Origin of the sequence: Pseudomonas sp. Seg1, from assembly GCF_018326005.1 — a bacterium.
GTDB lineage: Bacteria > Pseudomonadota > Gammaproteobacteria > Pseudomonadales > Pseudomonadaceae > Aquipseudomonas.
Genome location: NZ_AP021903.1, coordinates 2,666,283 through 2,679,545, shown reverse-complemented (window position 1 = coordinate 2,679,545; position 13,263 = coordinate 2,666,283). Strand labels below are relative to the sequence as shown.

Annotated in this window: 14 protein-coding genes; 10 read left to right on the top strand and 4 right to left on the bottom strand. The window is 60.4% G+C overall.

All coding sequences use genetic code 11. The annotated features are described in order from the left end of the window. Positions 1-58 precede the first annotated feature (58 nt). The 7 genes from KI231_RS11935 (at position 59) to KI231_RS11905 (ending at position 7,303) form a co-directional block, all read left to right on the top strand. Positions 59-994, top strand: coding sequence for a DMT family transporter (locus KI231_RS11935; protein WP_213028349.1), 936 nt, complete (start codon positions 59-61; stop codon positions 992-994). A 251-nt stretch (positions 995-1,245) separates the two neighbouring features. Next, the gene (locus tag KI231_RS11930; RefSeq protein WP_103303427.1) at positions 1,246-4,164 is read left to right on the top strand and encodes a monovalent cation/H+ antiporter subunit A; all 2,919 of its coding nucleotides are present in this window, start codon (positions 1,246-1,248) and stop codon (positions 4,162-4,164) included. Beyond that, positions 4,164-4,508, top strand: a complete 345-nt coding sequence (locus KI231_RS11925) for a Na+/H+ antiporter subunit C (protein ID WP_008085854.1) — start codon at positions 4,164-4,166, stop codon at positions 4,506-4,508. Before KI231_RS11930 ends, KI231_RS11925 begins: the two co-directional genes overlap by 1 nt. Next, on the top strand, positions 4,505-6,184 hold the full coding sequence (locus KI231_RS11920; protein WP_213028348.1) for a monovalent cation/H+ antiporter subunit D: 1,680 nt from the start codon (positions 4,505-4,507) through the stop codon (positions 6,182-6,184). The genes KI231_RS11925 and KI231_RS11920 overlap by 4 nt, the downstream gene beginning before the upstream one ends. Then, positions 6,181-6,669: a Na+/H+ antiporter subunit E gene (locus KI231_RS11915; protein WP_213028347.1), complete on the top strand. Its 489-nt coding sequence runs from the start codon at positions 6,181-6,183 to the stop codon at positions 6,667-6,669. The genes KI231_RS11920 and KI231_RS11915 overlap by 4 nt, the downstream gene beginning before the upstream one ends. Continuing rightward, the gene (locus KI231_RS11910; protein WP_007910754.1) at positions 6,666-6,944 is read left to right on the top strand and encodes a K+/H+ antiporter subunit F; all 279 of its coding nucleotides are present in this window, start codon (positions 6,666-6,668) and stop codon (positions 6,942-6,944) included. The genes KI231_RS11915 and KI231_RS11910 overlap by 4 nt, the downstream gene beginning before the upstream one ends. Then, positions 6,941-7,303 carry a Na+/H+ antiporter subunit G gene (locus KI231_RS11905; protein ID WP_127926814.1) on the top strand — a complete coding sequence of 121 codons (363 nt, stop codon included), beginning with the start codon at positions 6,941-6,943 and terminating at the stop codon, positions 7,301-7,303. The genes KI231_RS11910 and KI231_RS11905 overlap by 4 nt, the downstream gene beginning before the upstream one ends. Before the next feature lie 160 nt (positions 7,304-7,463). On the opposite strand, the gene KI231_RS11900 is transcribed toward KI231_RS11905, so the two are convergent. Beyond that, positions 7,464-7,904, bottom strand: coding sequence for a DUF3995 domain-containing protein (locus KI231_RS11900; RefSeq protein ID WP_213028346.1), 441 nt, complete (start codon positions 7,902-7,904; stop codon positions 7,464-7,466). A 93-nt stretch (positions 7,905-7,997) separates the two neighbouring features. Here KI231_RS11900 and KI231_RS11895 point away from each other — a divergent pair, with 93 nt between their 5' ends. Both KI231_RS11895 and KI231_RS11890 read left to right on the top strand, forming a co-directional pair. Then, complete coding sequence (locus KI231_RS11895; protein WP_213028345.1) at positions 7,998-8,402, top strand: DUF2946 domain-containing protein; 405 nt, start codon at positions 7,998-8,000, stop codon at positions 8,400-8,402. Between the two features lie 74 nt (positions 8,403-8,476). Further along, positions 8,477-10,609 (top strand): TonB-dependent receptor, encoded by a 2,133-nt coding sequence (locus KI231_RS11890; RefSeq protein ID WP_213028344.1) that lies wholly within the window; start codon positions 8,477-8,479, stop codon positions 10,607-10,609. A 115-nt stretch (positions 10,610-10,724) separates the two neighbouring features. Here KI231_RS11890 and KI231_RS11885 read toward each other — a convergent pair whose 3' ends face one another. The 3 genes from KI231_RS11885 to KI231_RS11875 all read right to left on the bottom strand — a co-directional run bounded on the left by KI231_RS11885 (position 10,725) and on the right by KI231_RS11875 (position 12,524). Next, positions 10,725-11,741: an ABC transporter substrate-binding protein gene (locus tag KI231_RS11885; RefSeq protein WP_213028343.1), complete on the bottom strand. Its 1,017-nt coding sequence runs from the start codon at positions 11,739-11,741 to the stop codon at positions 10,725-10,727. A gap of 127 nt (positions 11,742-11,868) precedes the next feature. Next, positions 11,869-12,066 carry a hypothetical protein gene (locus tag KI231_RS11880; RefSeq protein WP_213028772.1) on the bottom strand — a complete coding sequence of 66 codons (198 nt, stop codon included), beginning with the start codon at positions 12,064-12,066 and terminating at the stop codon, positions 11,869-11,871. Positions 12,067-12,074: 8 nt separating this feature from the next. After that, positions 12,075-12,524 carry a hypothetical protein gene (locus KI231_RS11875; RefSeq protein ID WP_213028342.1) on the bottom strand — a complete coding sequence of 150 codons (450 nt, stop codon included), beginning with the start codon at positions 12,522-12,524 and terminating at the stop codon, positions 12,075-12,077. A gap of 423 nt (positions 12,525-12,947) precedes the next feature. On the opposite strand from KI231_RS11875, the gene KI231_RS11870 reads away from it, so the two are divergent. Then, complete coding sequence (locus KI231_RS11870; RefSeq protein ID WP_103303418.1) at positions 12,948-13,223, top strand: hypothetical protein; 276 nt, start codon at positions 12,948-12,950, stop codon at positions 13,221-13,223. Positions 13,224-13,263 lie beyond the last annotated feature (40 nt).

Genomic DNA, 13,263 nt, shown 5'->3' with positions numbered 1-13,263 from the left:
AGTATACTGCGCAACATTTGGCGCATTGTGCGTCGCTCTTTCTCCAGCGTGCAAGGACATGACGTCAGTGAATCGCCCCGACACTCCCCTCCGTTTCTCCCGTTTCAGCAAAGCCGAGTGCGTGCTGGTGCTGATCACCATGGTCTGGGGCGGCACGTTTTTGCTGGTTCAACACGCGATGACCGTCAGTGGCCCGATGTTCTTCGTCGGCCTGCGCTTTGCCGCTGCAGCGTGCATCGTTGCGCTGTTCTCCTGGCGCCATCTGCGTGAACTGACCGTGTTCGAACTCAAGGCTGGCGCCTTCATCGGCGTGGCGATCATGCTCGGTTACGGCTTGCAGACGGTCGGATTGCAAACCATTCCGAGCAGTCAGTCGGCATTCATTACCGCGTTGTATGTGCCGTTTGTGCCCTTGCTGCAGTGGCTGGTGCTCGGGCGGCGTCCGGGATTGATGCCGAGCATCGGCATCATGCTGGCGTTTACCGGGCTGATGCTGCTGTCCGGGCCGTCCGGGGCTTCGCTGAACTTCAGTCCCGGCGAAATTGCGACGTTGATCAGCGCCATTGCGATTGCTGCCGAAATCATTCTGATCAGTAACTATGCCGGCCAGGTCGATGTGCGCCGGGTGACCGTGGTGCAGTTGGCAACGACGTCGGTGTTGTCATTTCTGCTGGTGGTGCCAACGGGTGAGGTGATTGCGGACTTCTCCTGGACCCTGCTGGTGACAGCTTTGGGCCTGGGCGCGGCGAGTGCAGCGATTCAGGTGGCGATGAACTGGGCGCAGAAGAGCGTTTCGCCGACCCGGGCCACGTTGATCTATGCCGGTGAGCCGGTGTGGGCCGGGATTGTCGGGCGGATCGCCGGAGAGCGACTGCCGGCAATTGCTTTGGTGGGGGCCGGGTTGATTGTGGCGGCGGTGATTGTCAGTGAGTTGAAGACCAAGGGTAAGGTTGCTGAAGCAGAGGCTGAACTGGAGCGGGAAACCCAGCGCTGATCCGCAACGTCTTGAGCGCCTGAACGAAAGTCATCGCGGGCAAGCCCGCTCCCACAGGGTTTGTGCACGACGCAAATACTGTGGGAGCGGGCTTGCCCGCGATGGGGCCCTCAAAGACGACGTCCCCCTCCTGAAATAAGGCCAAACACAAATTTTCAGACTACTTTGTAGGATTCTGAGACATCCTGGCGTTTGGTGATCGGGGAGCTGGCACGTATGATGCTTCACAAACTTCCGCAGATTAGAAGCCTATGTCCCTGATAGTTCTACTGCTTCTGCCATTCATTGGCAGCTGTCTGGCAGCGGTGCTGCCACACAACGCGCGTAATACCGAATCCCTGTTGGCAGGTCTGGTCGCCTTGATCGGCACCGTCCAGGTCGCGCTGTTGTACCCGCAAATCGCCCACGGCGGCGTCATCCGCGAAGAGTTCATGTGGCTGCCCAGCCTCGGCCTGAACTTCGTTCTGCGCATGGACGGCTTTGCCTGGCTGTTCTCGATGCTGGTGCTCGGCATCGGCACCCTCGTCTCTTTATATGCCCGCTATTACATGTCGCCGGACGACCCGGTGCCGCGTTTCTTCGCGTTTTTCCTGGCATTCATGGGTGCCATGCTCGGGTTGGTGATTTCCGGCAACCTGATCCAGATCGTATTTTTCTGGGAGTTGACCAGCCTCTTCTCGTTCCTGCTGATCGGCTACTGGCATCACCGCGCCGACGCCCGTCGTGGCGCCTACATGGCGCTGATGGTCACGGGGGCCGGCGGTTTATGCCTGCTGGCGGGGGTCATGATCCTCGGCCATGTCGTCGGCAGCTATGACCTGGACAAGGTCCTGGCCGCCGGCGATCAGATTCGCGCACATGCCCTCTACCCTATTCTGCTACCTCTCATTCTTATCGGCGCACTCAGCAAAAGCGCCCAGTTTCCCTTCCATTTCTGGTTGCCGCACGCAATGGCGGCGCCCACCCCGGTTTCGGCTTATCTGCACTCGGCAACCATGGTCAAGGCCGGGGTGTTCCTGCTCGCACGCCTGTGGCCGTCGCTGTCCGGCAGTGAAGAATGGTTCTATATCGTCAGCGGCGCCGGCGCCTGTACGCTGCTGCTCGGCGCGTATTGCGCGATGTTCCAGAACGACCTCAAGGGTCTGCTGGCCTATTCGACCATCAGCCACCTTGGCCTGATCACCTTGCTGCTGGGTCTGAACAGTCCGTTGGCAGCGGTCGCGGCGGTGTTCCACATCCTCAACCACGCGACATTCAAGGCCTCGCTGTTCATGGCCGCCGGTATCATCGACCACGAGAGCGGCACGCGGGATATCCGCAAGCTCAGCGGTCTGATCAAGCTGATTCCGTTCACCGCGACGCTGGCCATGGTCGCCAGCGCCTCGATGGCAGGCGTGCCGCTGCTCAACGGTTTCCTGTCGAAAGAAATGTTCTTCGCCGAGACCGTGTTCATCAACGCCACCGCGTGGGTCGAAGCCGCGCTGCCGATTGTCGCGACCATCGCCGGTACCTTCAGCGTCGCCTATTCGCTGCGTTTCACGGTCGATGTGTTCTTCGGTCCACCGGCCACCGACCTGCCGCACACCCCGCACGAACCACCGCGCTGGATGCGCGCCCCCGTCGAATTGCTGGTGTTCACCTGCCTGTTGGTGGGCATTTTCCCGGCACAGATCGTCGGTCCATTACTGGCCGCCGCAGCATTGCCGGTTGTCGGCGGTCCCCTGCCGGAATACAGCCTGGCGATCTGGCACGGTTTGAACGCACCGATGATCATGAGCCTGATCGCCATGTCCGGCGGCATCGTGCTCTACCTCTTGCTACGCAATCAGTTCAGACAGGGCCGCTTCAAATATCCGCCACTGGTAGGCCGCTTCAACGGCAAGCGCCTGTTCGAGCGCAGTCTGGTGGAGATGATGCGCATGGCCCGTCGTGTAGAACGTCGACTCGGCACCCGGCGCCTGCAAATGCAACTGTTCCTGATGGTGTTGGCGGCCGTCCTCGCCGGCCTGATCCCGATGCTGCACAGCAGCCTGAGTTGGGGCGACCGGCCGAAGATTCCGGGCTCCATCGTCTTCGTAACCCTGTGGCTGCTGGCGATTGCCTGTGCCCTCGGCGCCGCATGGCAGGCCAAGTATCACCGTCTCGCCGCCCTGACCATGGTCAGTGTCTGTGGCCTGATGACCTGCGTGACGTTCGTCTGGTTCTCCGCACCGGATCTGGCACTGACGCAACTGGCGGTCGAAGTGGTGACCACCGTGCTGATCCTGCTGGGCCTGCGCTGGCTGCCACGACGCATCGAAGAAGTCTCGCCACTGCCAAGCAGCCTGCGCAAGGCGCGTATTCGCCGTTTGCGCGACTTGCTGCTGTCGATTGCCGTGGGCGGCGGCATGGCGCTGCTGTCCTACGCCATGCTCACCCGGCAGACGCCAAACGACATCTCCTCGTTCTACCTCAGCCGGGCCATGCCTGAGGGCGGTGGCAGCAACGTGGTCAACGTGATGCTGGTGGATTTCCGCGGCTTCGATACCCTCGGCGAAATCACCGTACTCGTTGCCGTAGCGCTGACTGTGTTCGCTCTGCTGCGCCGCTTCCGCCCACCGAAAGAAAGCCTGCAACTGCCAGCCCAGCAACGCCTGCTGGCACCGGACGTGGTCACCGATCTGGTCAACCCGCGTTCGGCCAGCGACACCGCGCTCGGCTTCATGATGGTGCCGGCGGTGCTGGTGCGCCTGCTGCTGCCGATTGCGCTGGTGGTGTCGTTCTACCTGTTCATGCGTGGACACAATCAACCGGGCGGCGGTTTCGTCGCCGGACTGGTGATGTCGGTGGCGTTCATCCTGCAATACATGGTTGCCGGCACACAGTGGGTCGAGGCGCAAATGAGCCTGCGGCCGCTGCGCTGGATGGGCACCGGGTTGCTGTTCGCCACTGCTACCGGGCTCGGCGCGATGGTGGTCGGGTATCCGTTCCTCACCACGCATACCTGGCATTTCTCCCTGCCGCTGCTGGGTGACATCCATATCGCCAGTGCGCTGTTCTTTGATATTGGCGTGTACGGCGTAGTGGTCGGTTCGACGCTGCTGATCCTCACCGCCCTTGCCCACCAATCGGTGCGGGGTCACAAGACCGCATCGCTGCCCAAGTCCGTCGCCAGCAAAGGAGCCGTCTGATGGAAGAAGTCATCGCAATCGCCATCGGCGTCCTCGCCGCTTCCGGCGTCTGGTTGATCCTGCGACCACGGACCTTTCAGGTGGTCATGGGTCTGTGCCTGCTGTCGTACGCAGTCAACCTGTTCATCTTCAGCATGGGCAGCCTGTTCATCGGCAAGGAGCCGGTGATCAAGGACGGCGTGACGCAAGACTTGTTGCACTACACCGACCCGCTGCCACAAGCATTGGTACTGACCGCAATCGTCATCAGCTTCGCCATGACCGCTCTGTTCCTGGTGGTGCTGCTCGCCTCGCGGGGCCTGACCGGCACTGACCACGTCGACGGCCGGGAGCCCAAGGAATGATGGCGATGACTCACCTGATCGCCGCACCGATCCTGCTGCCGCTGCTGACCGCCGCGATCATGCTGATGCTCGGCGAACGGCACCGGCCGCTAAAGGCGAAAATCAACCTGTTCTCCAGCCTCGTCGGCCTGTTCATTTCGGTGATGCTGCTGCAATGGACGCAGACCACTGGCGTGCCCGGCTCGATCGGCGTGTACCTGCCGGGCAACTGGCAGGCGCCATTCGGCATTGTGCTGGTGGTCGATCGCCTGTCCGCGCTGATGCTGGTGCTGACCGGGATCATCGGCGTCAGCGCCCTCCTCTTCGCCATGGCGCGTTGGGACGGCGCCGGTTCGAGTTTCCACGCACTGTTCCAGATTCAGTTGATGGGCCTGTACGGCGCGTTCCTGACGGCGGACCTGTTCAACCTGTTCGTGTTCTTCGAGGTGCTGCTGGCCGCGTCTTATGGCCTGTTGCTGCATGGGTCGGGTCGCGCGCGGGTGTCGTCGGGGTTGCATTACATCTCGATCAATTTGCTCGCCTCGTCATTGTTTCTGATCGGCGCGGCGTTGATCTACGGCGTGACCGGCACCCTGAACATGGCCGATCTGGCGCTGAAAATTCCGCTGGTGCCGGAAGCCGACCGTGGCTTGTTGCATGCCGGCGCCGGGATTCTCGCCGTAGCGTTCCTGGCCAAGGCTGGCATGTGGCCGCTTAACTTCTGGCTGGTGCCGGCCTACTCCTCGGCCAGTGCCCCGGTGGCGGCGATGTTCGCGATCATGACCAAGGTCGGCGTCTACACCCTGCTGCGTCTGTGGACGCTGCTGTTCTCCGGGCAAGCCGGGGCGTCGGCGTTCTTCGGCGGTGACTGGCTGATCTACGGCGGCATGGCGACCATGGCCTGCGCGGCGCTGGCGATTCTTGCCGCACAACGCCTGGAGCGCATGGCCAGCCTGAGCATTCTGGTCTCGGCGGGGATCCTGCTCTCGGCCGTCGGCTTCGCCCAGCCGAACCTGATCGGCGCGGCGCTGTTCTATCTGGTCAGCTCAACCCTGGCCCTGAGCGCGCTGTTCCTGCTGGCCGAGTTGATCGAGCGTTCGCGCTCGGCCAACGAGATCCCGCTGGAAGACGAAAGCGAGCTGCTGCCGCGACCGCAGGAATCCCTGCAGCCGCCCAAAGGCATCAACCTCGACGACGAGCAGAAGGCCGTTGTCGGTCAGGTCATTCCGTGGACCATGGCCTTTCTCGGGCTGAGCTTCATTGCCTGCGCCCTGCTGATCATCGGCATGCCGCCGCTGTCCGGGTTTATCGGCAAGCTCAGCCTGATCGGCGCGCTGCTCAATCCGCTGGGATTGGGCACCGGCGCACCGATATCCAATGCCGCGTGGGCCTTGCTGGCGCTGTTGATCCTGTCCGGTCTGGCTTCGTTGATGGCGTTCTCGCGCCTCGGCATCCAGCGTTTCTGGACACCGGAAGAACGCCCATCGCCGCTCCTGCGCAAACTTGAATGCGCGCCGATTTTCCTGCTGCTGGGCTTGAGCATCGCCCTGACCTTCAAGGCTGAACCGTTGCTGCGCTACACCCAGGCCACGGCCGATGCCCTGAACAATCCGCAGCAATACGTGATGGCGGTGCTCGGCACCCGCGCGGTGCCGAGTCCGGAAGCCAAGGCAGCCGTGCTGGAGGTGCAGCCATGAAGCGCGTGTTTCCGGCACCGTTACTCTCCTTGGCACTGTGTGCGTTGTGGTTGACCCTGAACCTGTCGATCAGCCCGGGCAACCTGCTGCTTGGCGCAATTCTGGGATTCTGCGCGCCGTTGATGATGCGCAAGTTGCGTCCGAAACAAGTGCGCATCCGCCGACCGCTGACGATCCTGCGCCTGTTCTTCCTCGTCGGGCGCGATGTTGTGGTTTCCAACCTGATCGTTGCCTGGGGCGTGCTCAACGCCGGTCGCCGCCCGCCTCGCTCGTGCTTCGTCAAAGTGCCGCTGGACCTGCGCGACGCCCACGGCCTGGCCACGTTGTCGATGATCTGCACGGTGGTGCCCGGCACGGTGTGGTCGGAACTGGCACTGGATCGCAGCATTCTCTTGCTGCACGTCTGGGATCTGGATGACGAGGCGCAATTCATCGAGCACTTCAAGAGTGCTTACGAGCGGCCGTTGATGGAGATTTTCGAATGAGCCCATTACTGTCGAACGCGATTCTGCTGACGCTGTTCCTGTTCTCGCTGGCCATGGTGCTGACGCTGGTACGCCTGTTCAAAGGGCCGTCGGCGCAGGATCGGGTACTCGCGCTGGACTATCTGTACATCGTGGCGATGCTGATGATGCTGACCCTGGGCATTCGTTACTCCAGTGACACTTACTTTGAAGCGGCGCTGCTGATCGCGCTGTTCGGCTTCGTCGGCTCGTTTGCCTTGGCGAAATTCCTGCTGCGTGGCGAGGTGATCGAATGAATGCGGAACTGTCTCTGTGGATTGAGATTCCGGTGGCGATCCTGCTGGTGCTCAGCGGCTTGTTTGCGCTGATCGGCGCGATAGGACTGTTGCGGATGAAGGACTATTTCCAACGCATGCACCCGCCGGCACTGGCTTCGACGCTGGGCGCGTGGTGCGTGGCGCTTGCCTCGATCATCTGCTTTTCGGCGCTGAAGTCCGGGCCGGTGGTGCACGCGTGGCTGATTCCGATCCTGCTGGCGATCACCGTGCCGGTGACCACACTGCTGCTGGCCCGGGCGGCGTTGTTCCGCAAGCGCATGGCCGGGGATGATGTGCCGGCCGAAGTCAGCAGCCGCCGCACTGAAAGCGGTAGTTGATTCCGAATCCTTGTGGTGTTGGTGCTGGCCTCATCGCTGGCAAGCCAGCTCCCACAGGGTTTTAGGTGGGGTCCGGTATTTGCGTACACCCACAATCACTGTGGGAGCGGGCTTGCCCGCGATGAGGCCAGTTCAGCAACCACACAAATCCGACCTGACCTCAAACCCAAGCCACTGCCAACAACCCCGCCCCCAACAACGCGCACAACGGCGAATACACCCAGGTATCCAGCCGTGCAAACCGCGAACCCTTCACTTCCTTGAAAAACCCCACCAGATGCGAATCACCAATCGCCCGGGCAAACATCAATAGCGCAATCGCACTGATCAGCCATTGCAACGCCTTGTGATGCACCGCCGGCACGCCCCAGCCGACCCGCAGACACACCAGCGCGGCAATCGCCAATAAAGCCGCAGCCACCACCAACGTGATCCAGCCCGACGGTTTGAACGCCGGTCGCACTGTCGGCACCAGGCCTGCCACCGGAACTTGCGGCACTGCCGCCACCGCCGCCCATTGCCCGCCCAGCGCCCAGTACACATGCACCAGGGCGATTACCGCAAAAACAGTCACCAGCCATTGAGCCAACACAAAGGTCATGGTTGAAATCCTTGAAAGGGATTTGAACAAATCATCCTAGTCGCAATTTTTTCAAGTGCACGACCGATCAGCGGTACGGTAAAGTGCCGCCCCATGAAATTCTCCCGTACCGATCGTTCACTGCTGGCCTGGATGCTTTACTGCTGCGTCCTGTTCAACGTGTTCGCCTGCAGCATCGGTCACGGACAAATGGTCGGGATGCAGCTCAACGGCATCGGTGGTCAGTTCTGTACGGTCGATCCGGCGACTCAAGCGCCGCTCACCAGCAATCCCACCGAAGAAAAACTGCCGACGCTGTCCAAAGCATTTGGCTGCCCATTGTGCTCGACTGGCGGCATGGGCCCGGCGTTCAACTCCAGCCTGACCCTGGCGACCCTGCCGGAGCAACACAGCCCGCCACTGGCCCCTATCTTCAGTGCCGACCTCCCTGCTCGCTTCACCTGGCCCTCCGCCAACCCTCGCGCCCCGCCGCTCGCCCGAGTGACTTTGCCTTTTTGATTTTTCAGCTCACTGCGCCAACGCGCGGCGTTTGCCTGTGCGCTGATTCCTAGACAAGCATTCAGGATTCAACAATGAAACAACTCACTCTGCTGGCGAGCCTGTGCGGCTGCCTGTCCGTTAACGTCTGGGCGCAATCCACCGTAGATCTGGCGCCCATCACCATCGATGGCGAATCCGGCACTGAGCCGGGCCTGAGCCTCGACCAATCCAGCGGCATGGCCTCGCGCCTCGGTTTGAGCGTGCGCGACACGCCCGCCTCGGTCGCCATCGCCAACCGCAACGACATCGAACGCCACGGCGCGCAGAACTTCCAGGACGCCGCCAACACCCTGCCCGGAGTCAACGCCAGCGCACCGCCGGGCTTTGGCGGCTTCGTCTCCTATCGCGGTTTCACCAGCAGCCAGATCACCCAGATGTTCAACGGCATTAACGTATCCGGCGGCCTCGCACGGCCGGTGGACGCGTGGATTTACGATCGGGTCGAACTGGTCGGCGGCCCGTCGTCATTGATCAACGGCGCAGGCTCGGTGGGCGGCTCGTTGAACTACGTAACCAAACTGGCGAGCCGCGATGAACAGGCTGTTGAAGGCCGGGTCAGCTACGGCAGCTACGACACCACCGAAACCGCGTTCGGTCTCAACCATGCGTTGACCGACCCGGGTAGCGACGTGCAGCACTACGCGAGACTGGACGTCAGTCACAACACCAGCAACGGCTACATCGACCGCCAGGAGCGCGATGCCTGGAGCGTGGCGTTCTCGTTGCTCAGCGACCTCACGCCAAACCTGTCGCACACCCTGGCTCTGGAATATCAGGATGAACACGAAGACAGTCCGTACTGGGGCACCCCCGTGCTCAACCCCAAGGCCGGCGAGTTGAAGATCGATAAACACAATCGCTTCAACAACTACAACGTCGAAGACGGTCGCTACGAGCAGCGGACGATCTGGGTACGCTCGATCATCGACTACCGGATCAACGACAGCACCACACTGCGCAACACGCTGTATCACCTCGACAGCCAGCGCGATTACCGCAACCTCGAAACCTACCAGTACAACGCCGACAACTCCGCGGTGAACCGCTCGACGGCCTATCAGGTGCGGCATCAAGGCGAACAGAACGGCAACCAGTTCGAACTGCGTCACGACAACACGCTGTTCGGTCTGGACACGACGTGGTCCGGTGGCTTCGAGTACAAGGTCAATCAGACCACCAACTCGCCGCTCAACATCAAAGGCGCGAGCACGGTGGACCCGAACAGCTATCGGCCCGGGCATTTCTACGATATTCCCGGCACCAATCCCAAGCTGATCAGCGACAAGACCAACGAGGTCACCACCAAAGCGCTGTTTGTGGAAAACCGCCTGGCGCTGACCGACAAACTGTCGCTGCTCACCGGCCTGCGTTATGACGATATCGACCTCGATGTGACCAACCACCGCACCGTCACCGCGACCAATCCAAAGCATCTCAAACGTAGCTGGGAACCGCTGACCGGTCGTGCCGGGTTGACCTATCAGTTCATCCCGTCGGCCAATGTCTACGTGCAGTACAGCACTGCGGCGGAGCAACCGAACGGCACGCAAGACTTCGACGTCTCGACCGGCAAACAATGGGAAATCGGCAGCAAGTTCGACTATCTGAACGGACGCGGCTCGGCCACGGTGGCGGCCTACACCATCGAACGAAAGGACTTCGCCGTTACCGATCCGCTGGACCCGACCAGCAGCATTCCGGTCGGCCAGCAGACGTCAAAAGGCATCGAGATTGCCAGCTCATTGCGGATCACCGACAAACTGCTCGCCGAGGGCAACTTCGCCTGGGTCGACGCGCAGTACGATGACTTCACTGAAAAGAATGCCGCTGGCGTGGTGGTGTCGCGCAAGGGCAACACGCCGACCAACGTTCCGGACCGGGTCGGCAATCTGTGGCTGACCTATGATTTCTCACCGCATTGGCAAGGCGGAGTCGATGCGCGTTACGTGGCCTCGGTGTTTGCCGACAGCGCCAACACCATGACCGTGCCGTCTTACACGTTGTTTGGCAGCTTCCTCAGCTACAAGGTTGATTCGCACACCACCGTCACCGGCCGCGTGCGCAATTTGACCAATGAGGTGTATGCCGAATTCGCGCATGTGTCGCCGGCGTATTACCTGGGCACACCGCGTACCTTCGAACTGGCGGTACAAACCCGGTTCTAAAAGCATCGCTGGCAAGCCCGCTCCCACATTGTTTAGTGTCGTATATACACTTTGTGCCCGACAATAAAACCTGTGGGAGCGGGCTTGCCCGCGATGAGTCCAGCCGCAACGACCTCTATTTCAGCTCAACTGAAACCTTTTCCGCCACATCCTTCGGCAACCACGCCTGCCACACTTCCGGATGCGCCTTCATGAACGCCTCCGCCGCTTGCCGCGGCGCGGTGTGTTTCTCGCTCATCTCCGCCAATGCCTTGTTCAGCGGTTCGATCGGAAAATCGACCTTGCTGAAGAACTCGGCAATCTGCGGATACTGCTTCTGAAACGGCGTAGACACGCCAATCGACAACTTCGACGCCAGCGAGCGTGTCGGTTTCGGGTTGGGATTATCGGCGTCGGTCAGGGTCTTCCACGCCTCGGCATCAAATGGTGGTTCTTCCAGCTGCACCAGTTTGAACTTGCCCAGCAACGGCGTCGGCGACCAGTAGTAAAACAGCACCGGTTTACCCCGACGAATCGAAGAACTGATCTCGGCGTCCAGCGCCGCACCCGAGCCACTGCGGAAATTGGTGAAGTCATCCTGCAACCCGTAAGCCGTCAGCTTCTGTTTGTTGACCACTTCCGACGTCCAGCCAATCGGACTGTTGAGGAAACGTCCCTTGCTCGGGCTTTCCGGGTCCTTGAACACGTCCTTGTATTTTTTAAGGTCAGTGACACTGCGCAAGTCCGGCGCCAGCGGCTTGATGCCTTTGGCCGGGTCGCCCTTGATCACGTATTCCGGCACCCACCAGCCTTCTGTGGCGCCCTTGACCGTATCGCCCAGGCTGACAACCTTGCCCTCGGCCTCGGCCTTGACCCACACCGGACTGCGCCCCGCCCACTCTTCGCCGATGACCTGAATGTCATTGTTGGCCAGCGCGGTCTCTAGGGTGATGGTGGTGCCGGGCAGGGTGTCGGTGGGCAATCCATAGCCCTTCTCGACAATGATCCGCAGGACATCGGTGATCAGGCTGCCGCTTTCCCAGTTCAGGTCGGCAAAATGGATCGGCGCTTGTGCCGCCACGACCGATTGCGCCGAACCCAGCAAAGCGAATGTGGCCACGCTGGCGGCCAGTAACCGTCGAAATCCGTTCATGCATTGCACCTCGTGCTGTTCACAGCAATGGCAGGATGGCCTGAGAGAAGACCGCAAGCCTCTGAATACTCAGTCAACTGACTGTAGACGAGGTTCCTGCTTTTTCAGGGCCTGGGCCCGGACGAGGTTACGAATCAGAATTTTCCTGCAAGCTCTGCAACTCGCGTCTGACCATGCTGGCGTATTCCGCTGGACGCAGCGCGTAGATCTGCGACGCCACCCAACCCAGCCACGCGCCTCTAAATTCGGCCTTCGCCGCGAACAACCGCCTGGCGTCCTCACGCGCGCTGTCGAGGTTCTGCGAATGGAAATCGGCGCGGCTCAAACCACCGATCACTCACTGGCCTTGAAAGTCACCAGCTCGCCCTTGCGCCACTTCGCGGCTTTGGCGGTGACTGCTTTCAGAGTTTTGGTCAGGCCTTCCTGCAATTGCTGATGGGCGGCAAACACGGTCACCACGCTATGACCTTCCTTGAACAGGATCGCATGGCCATCAGCGGTCTCGACGAAGGCGTAATCGCCAATTCCATAGACCGTCAGTTTGATTTCGCGAAAACGGATGTCCATCTTGCCGCCTTCGCGGCTGGGCAAGACCGAGGCGCTGAAATGATCGCCGACCTTGAGCTTGAGCCCCGGCTTGTCATCCACCACCAAGGCACTTTCGGTGTCGATTTCAGCGACATAAATGCCTTCGGCGTTTTGCTCGGTGATGTAAACAAAACGCGATTGGAACAACTTGACCAGCTTTGCACGCAAATCACCCAACACGAACAAAGCATGCATATCGAGATTACTGACTGCCAAAGAAACATCCCCAGATCTGAAAAAACCGCACACGGAAAACGCGCACGGCAAAAAAACGGCCAGGCCGATGGAACTGCGAAATACTCAAAATAAAAACCCGAACCGAGCAGCGAACTCGTTCAACGCGAGGTTTGCAAGACTACGGGATTGTCACTCGCGAAACGCCACCCGATGTCGCCAAAGCTCGAAGGAAAAATCCTTAACGGCTGACAGAGAAAGCTGACTACGAACTTTAGGGAAAATTCGCACGAAAAAAAGCACTTTTCCGACATATCGCTCGCGAAAAATTGCTTTAGATAAGCCCTGTCGTCAACAGGTACTGGCGATTCTAGAGCAGCGATGCTCTTCACGACTACCCGAAACGGCCTGTAATTATCGGCCAACTGATGAAAAGGACTTCACATGTGCACCCTGACTCACTTCGCCATGTCCGCTGACGCCCGACTCAAATCGCCTCTGATCCTGCATGTGACCGATATGAACGATCTGCAGCACCCCGGCGAAAACGCTCAGGCCCCACGCTTTCAAGTGGTGCCGGCGGGCAACGCCTTTTACCACATAAAGGAAAAATCGACCGGACGCGTAAGAGGTTTCCGCGAAGATCACAACGAGGCGTGTGCGCTGGCTCGCTCACTCGAAATGCAAATCGAACTCCTGGCCAGCAGCTGCCTCAGATAAAGAGTGATTGACTGCGCCATACCGGCGCATTTCAGAAAGG

Excerpts from the sequence above, each read along its gene's own strand:
- KI231_RS11935 (WP_213028349.1), top strand. The coding sequence starts at position 59 with ATGACGTCAGTGAATCGCCCCGACACTCCCCTCCGTTTCTCCCGTTTC.
- KI231_RS11930 (WP_103303427.1), top strand. The coding sequence starts at position 1,246 with ATGTCCCTGATAGTTCTACTGCTTCTGCCATTCATTGGCAGCTGTCTG.
- KI231_RS11925 (WP_008085854.1), top strand. The coding sequence starts at position 4,164 with ATGGAAGAAGTCATCGCAATCGCCATCGGCGTCCTCGCCGCTTCCGGC.
- KI231_RS11920 (WP_213028348.1), top strand. The coding sequence starts at position 4,505 with ATGATGGCGATGACTCACCTGATCGCCGCACCGATCCTGCTGCCGCTG.
- KI231_RS11915 (WP_213028347.1), top strand. The coding sequence starts at position 6,181 with ATGAAGCGCGTGTTTCCGGCACCGTTACTCTCCTTGGCACTGTGTGCG.
- KI231_RS11910 (WP_007910754.1), top strand. The coding sequence starts at position 6,666 with ATGAGCCCATTACTGTCGAACGCGATTCTGCTGACGCTGTTCCTGTTC.
- KI231_RS11905 (WP_127926814.1), top strand. The coding sequence starts at position 6,941 with ATGAATGCGGAACTGTCTCTGTGGATTGAGATTCCGGTGGCGATCCTG.
- KI231_RS11900 (WP_213028346.1), bottom strand. The coding sequence starts at position 7,904 with ATGACCTTTGTGTTGGCTCAATGGCTGGTGACTGTTTTTGCGGTAATC.
- KI231_RS11895 (WP_213028345.1), top strand. The coding sequence starts at position 7,998 with ATGAAATTCTCCCGTACCGATCGTTCACTGCTGGCCTGGATGCTTTAC.
- KI231_RS11890 (WP_213028344.1), top strand. The coding sequence starts at position 8,477 with ATGAAACAACTCACTCTGCTGGCGAGCCTGTGCGGCTGCCTGTCCGTT.
- KI231_RS11885 (WP_213028343.1), bottom strand. The coding sequence starts at position 11,741 with ATGAACGGATTTCGACGGTTACTGGCCGCCAGCGTGGCCACATTCGCT.
- KI231_RS11875 (WP_213028342.1), bottom strand. The coding sequence starts at position 12,524 with ATGCATGCTTTGTTCGTGTTGGGTGATTTGCGTGCAAAGCTGGTCAAG.
- KI231_RS11870 (WP_103303418.1), top strand. The coding sequence starts at position 12,948 with ATGTGCACCCTGACTCACTTCGCCATGTCCGCTGACGCCCGACTCAAA.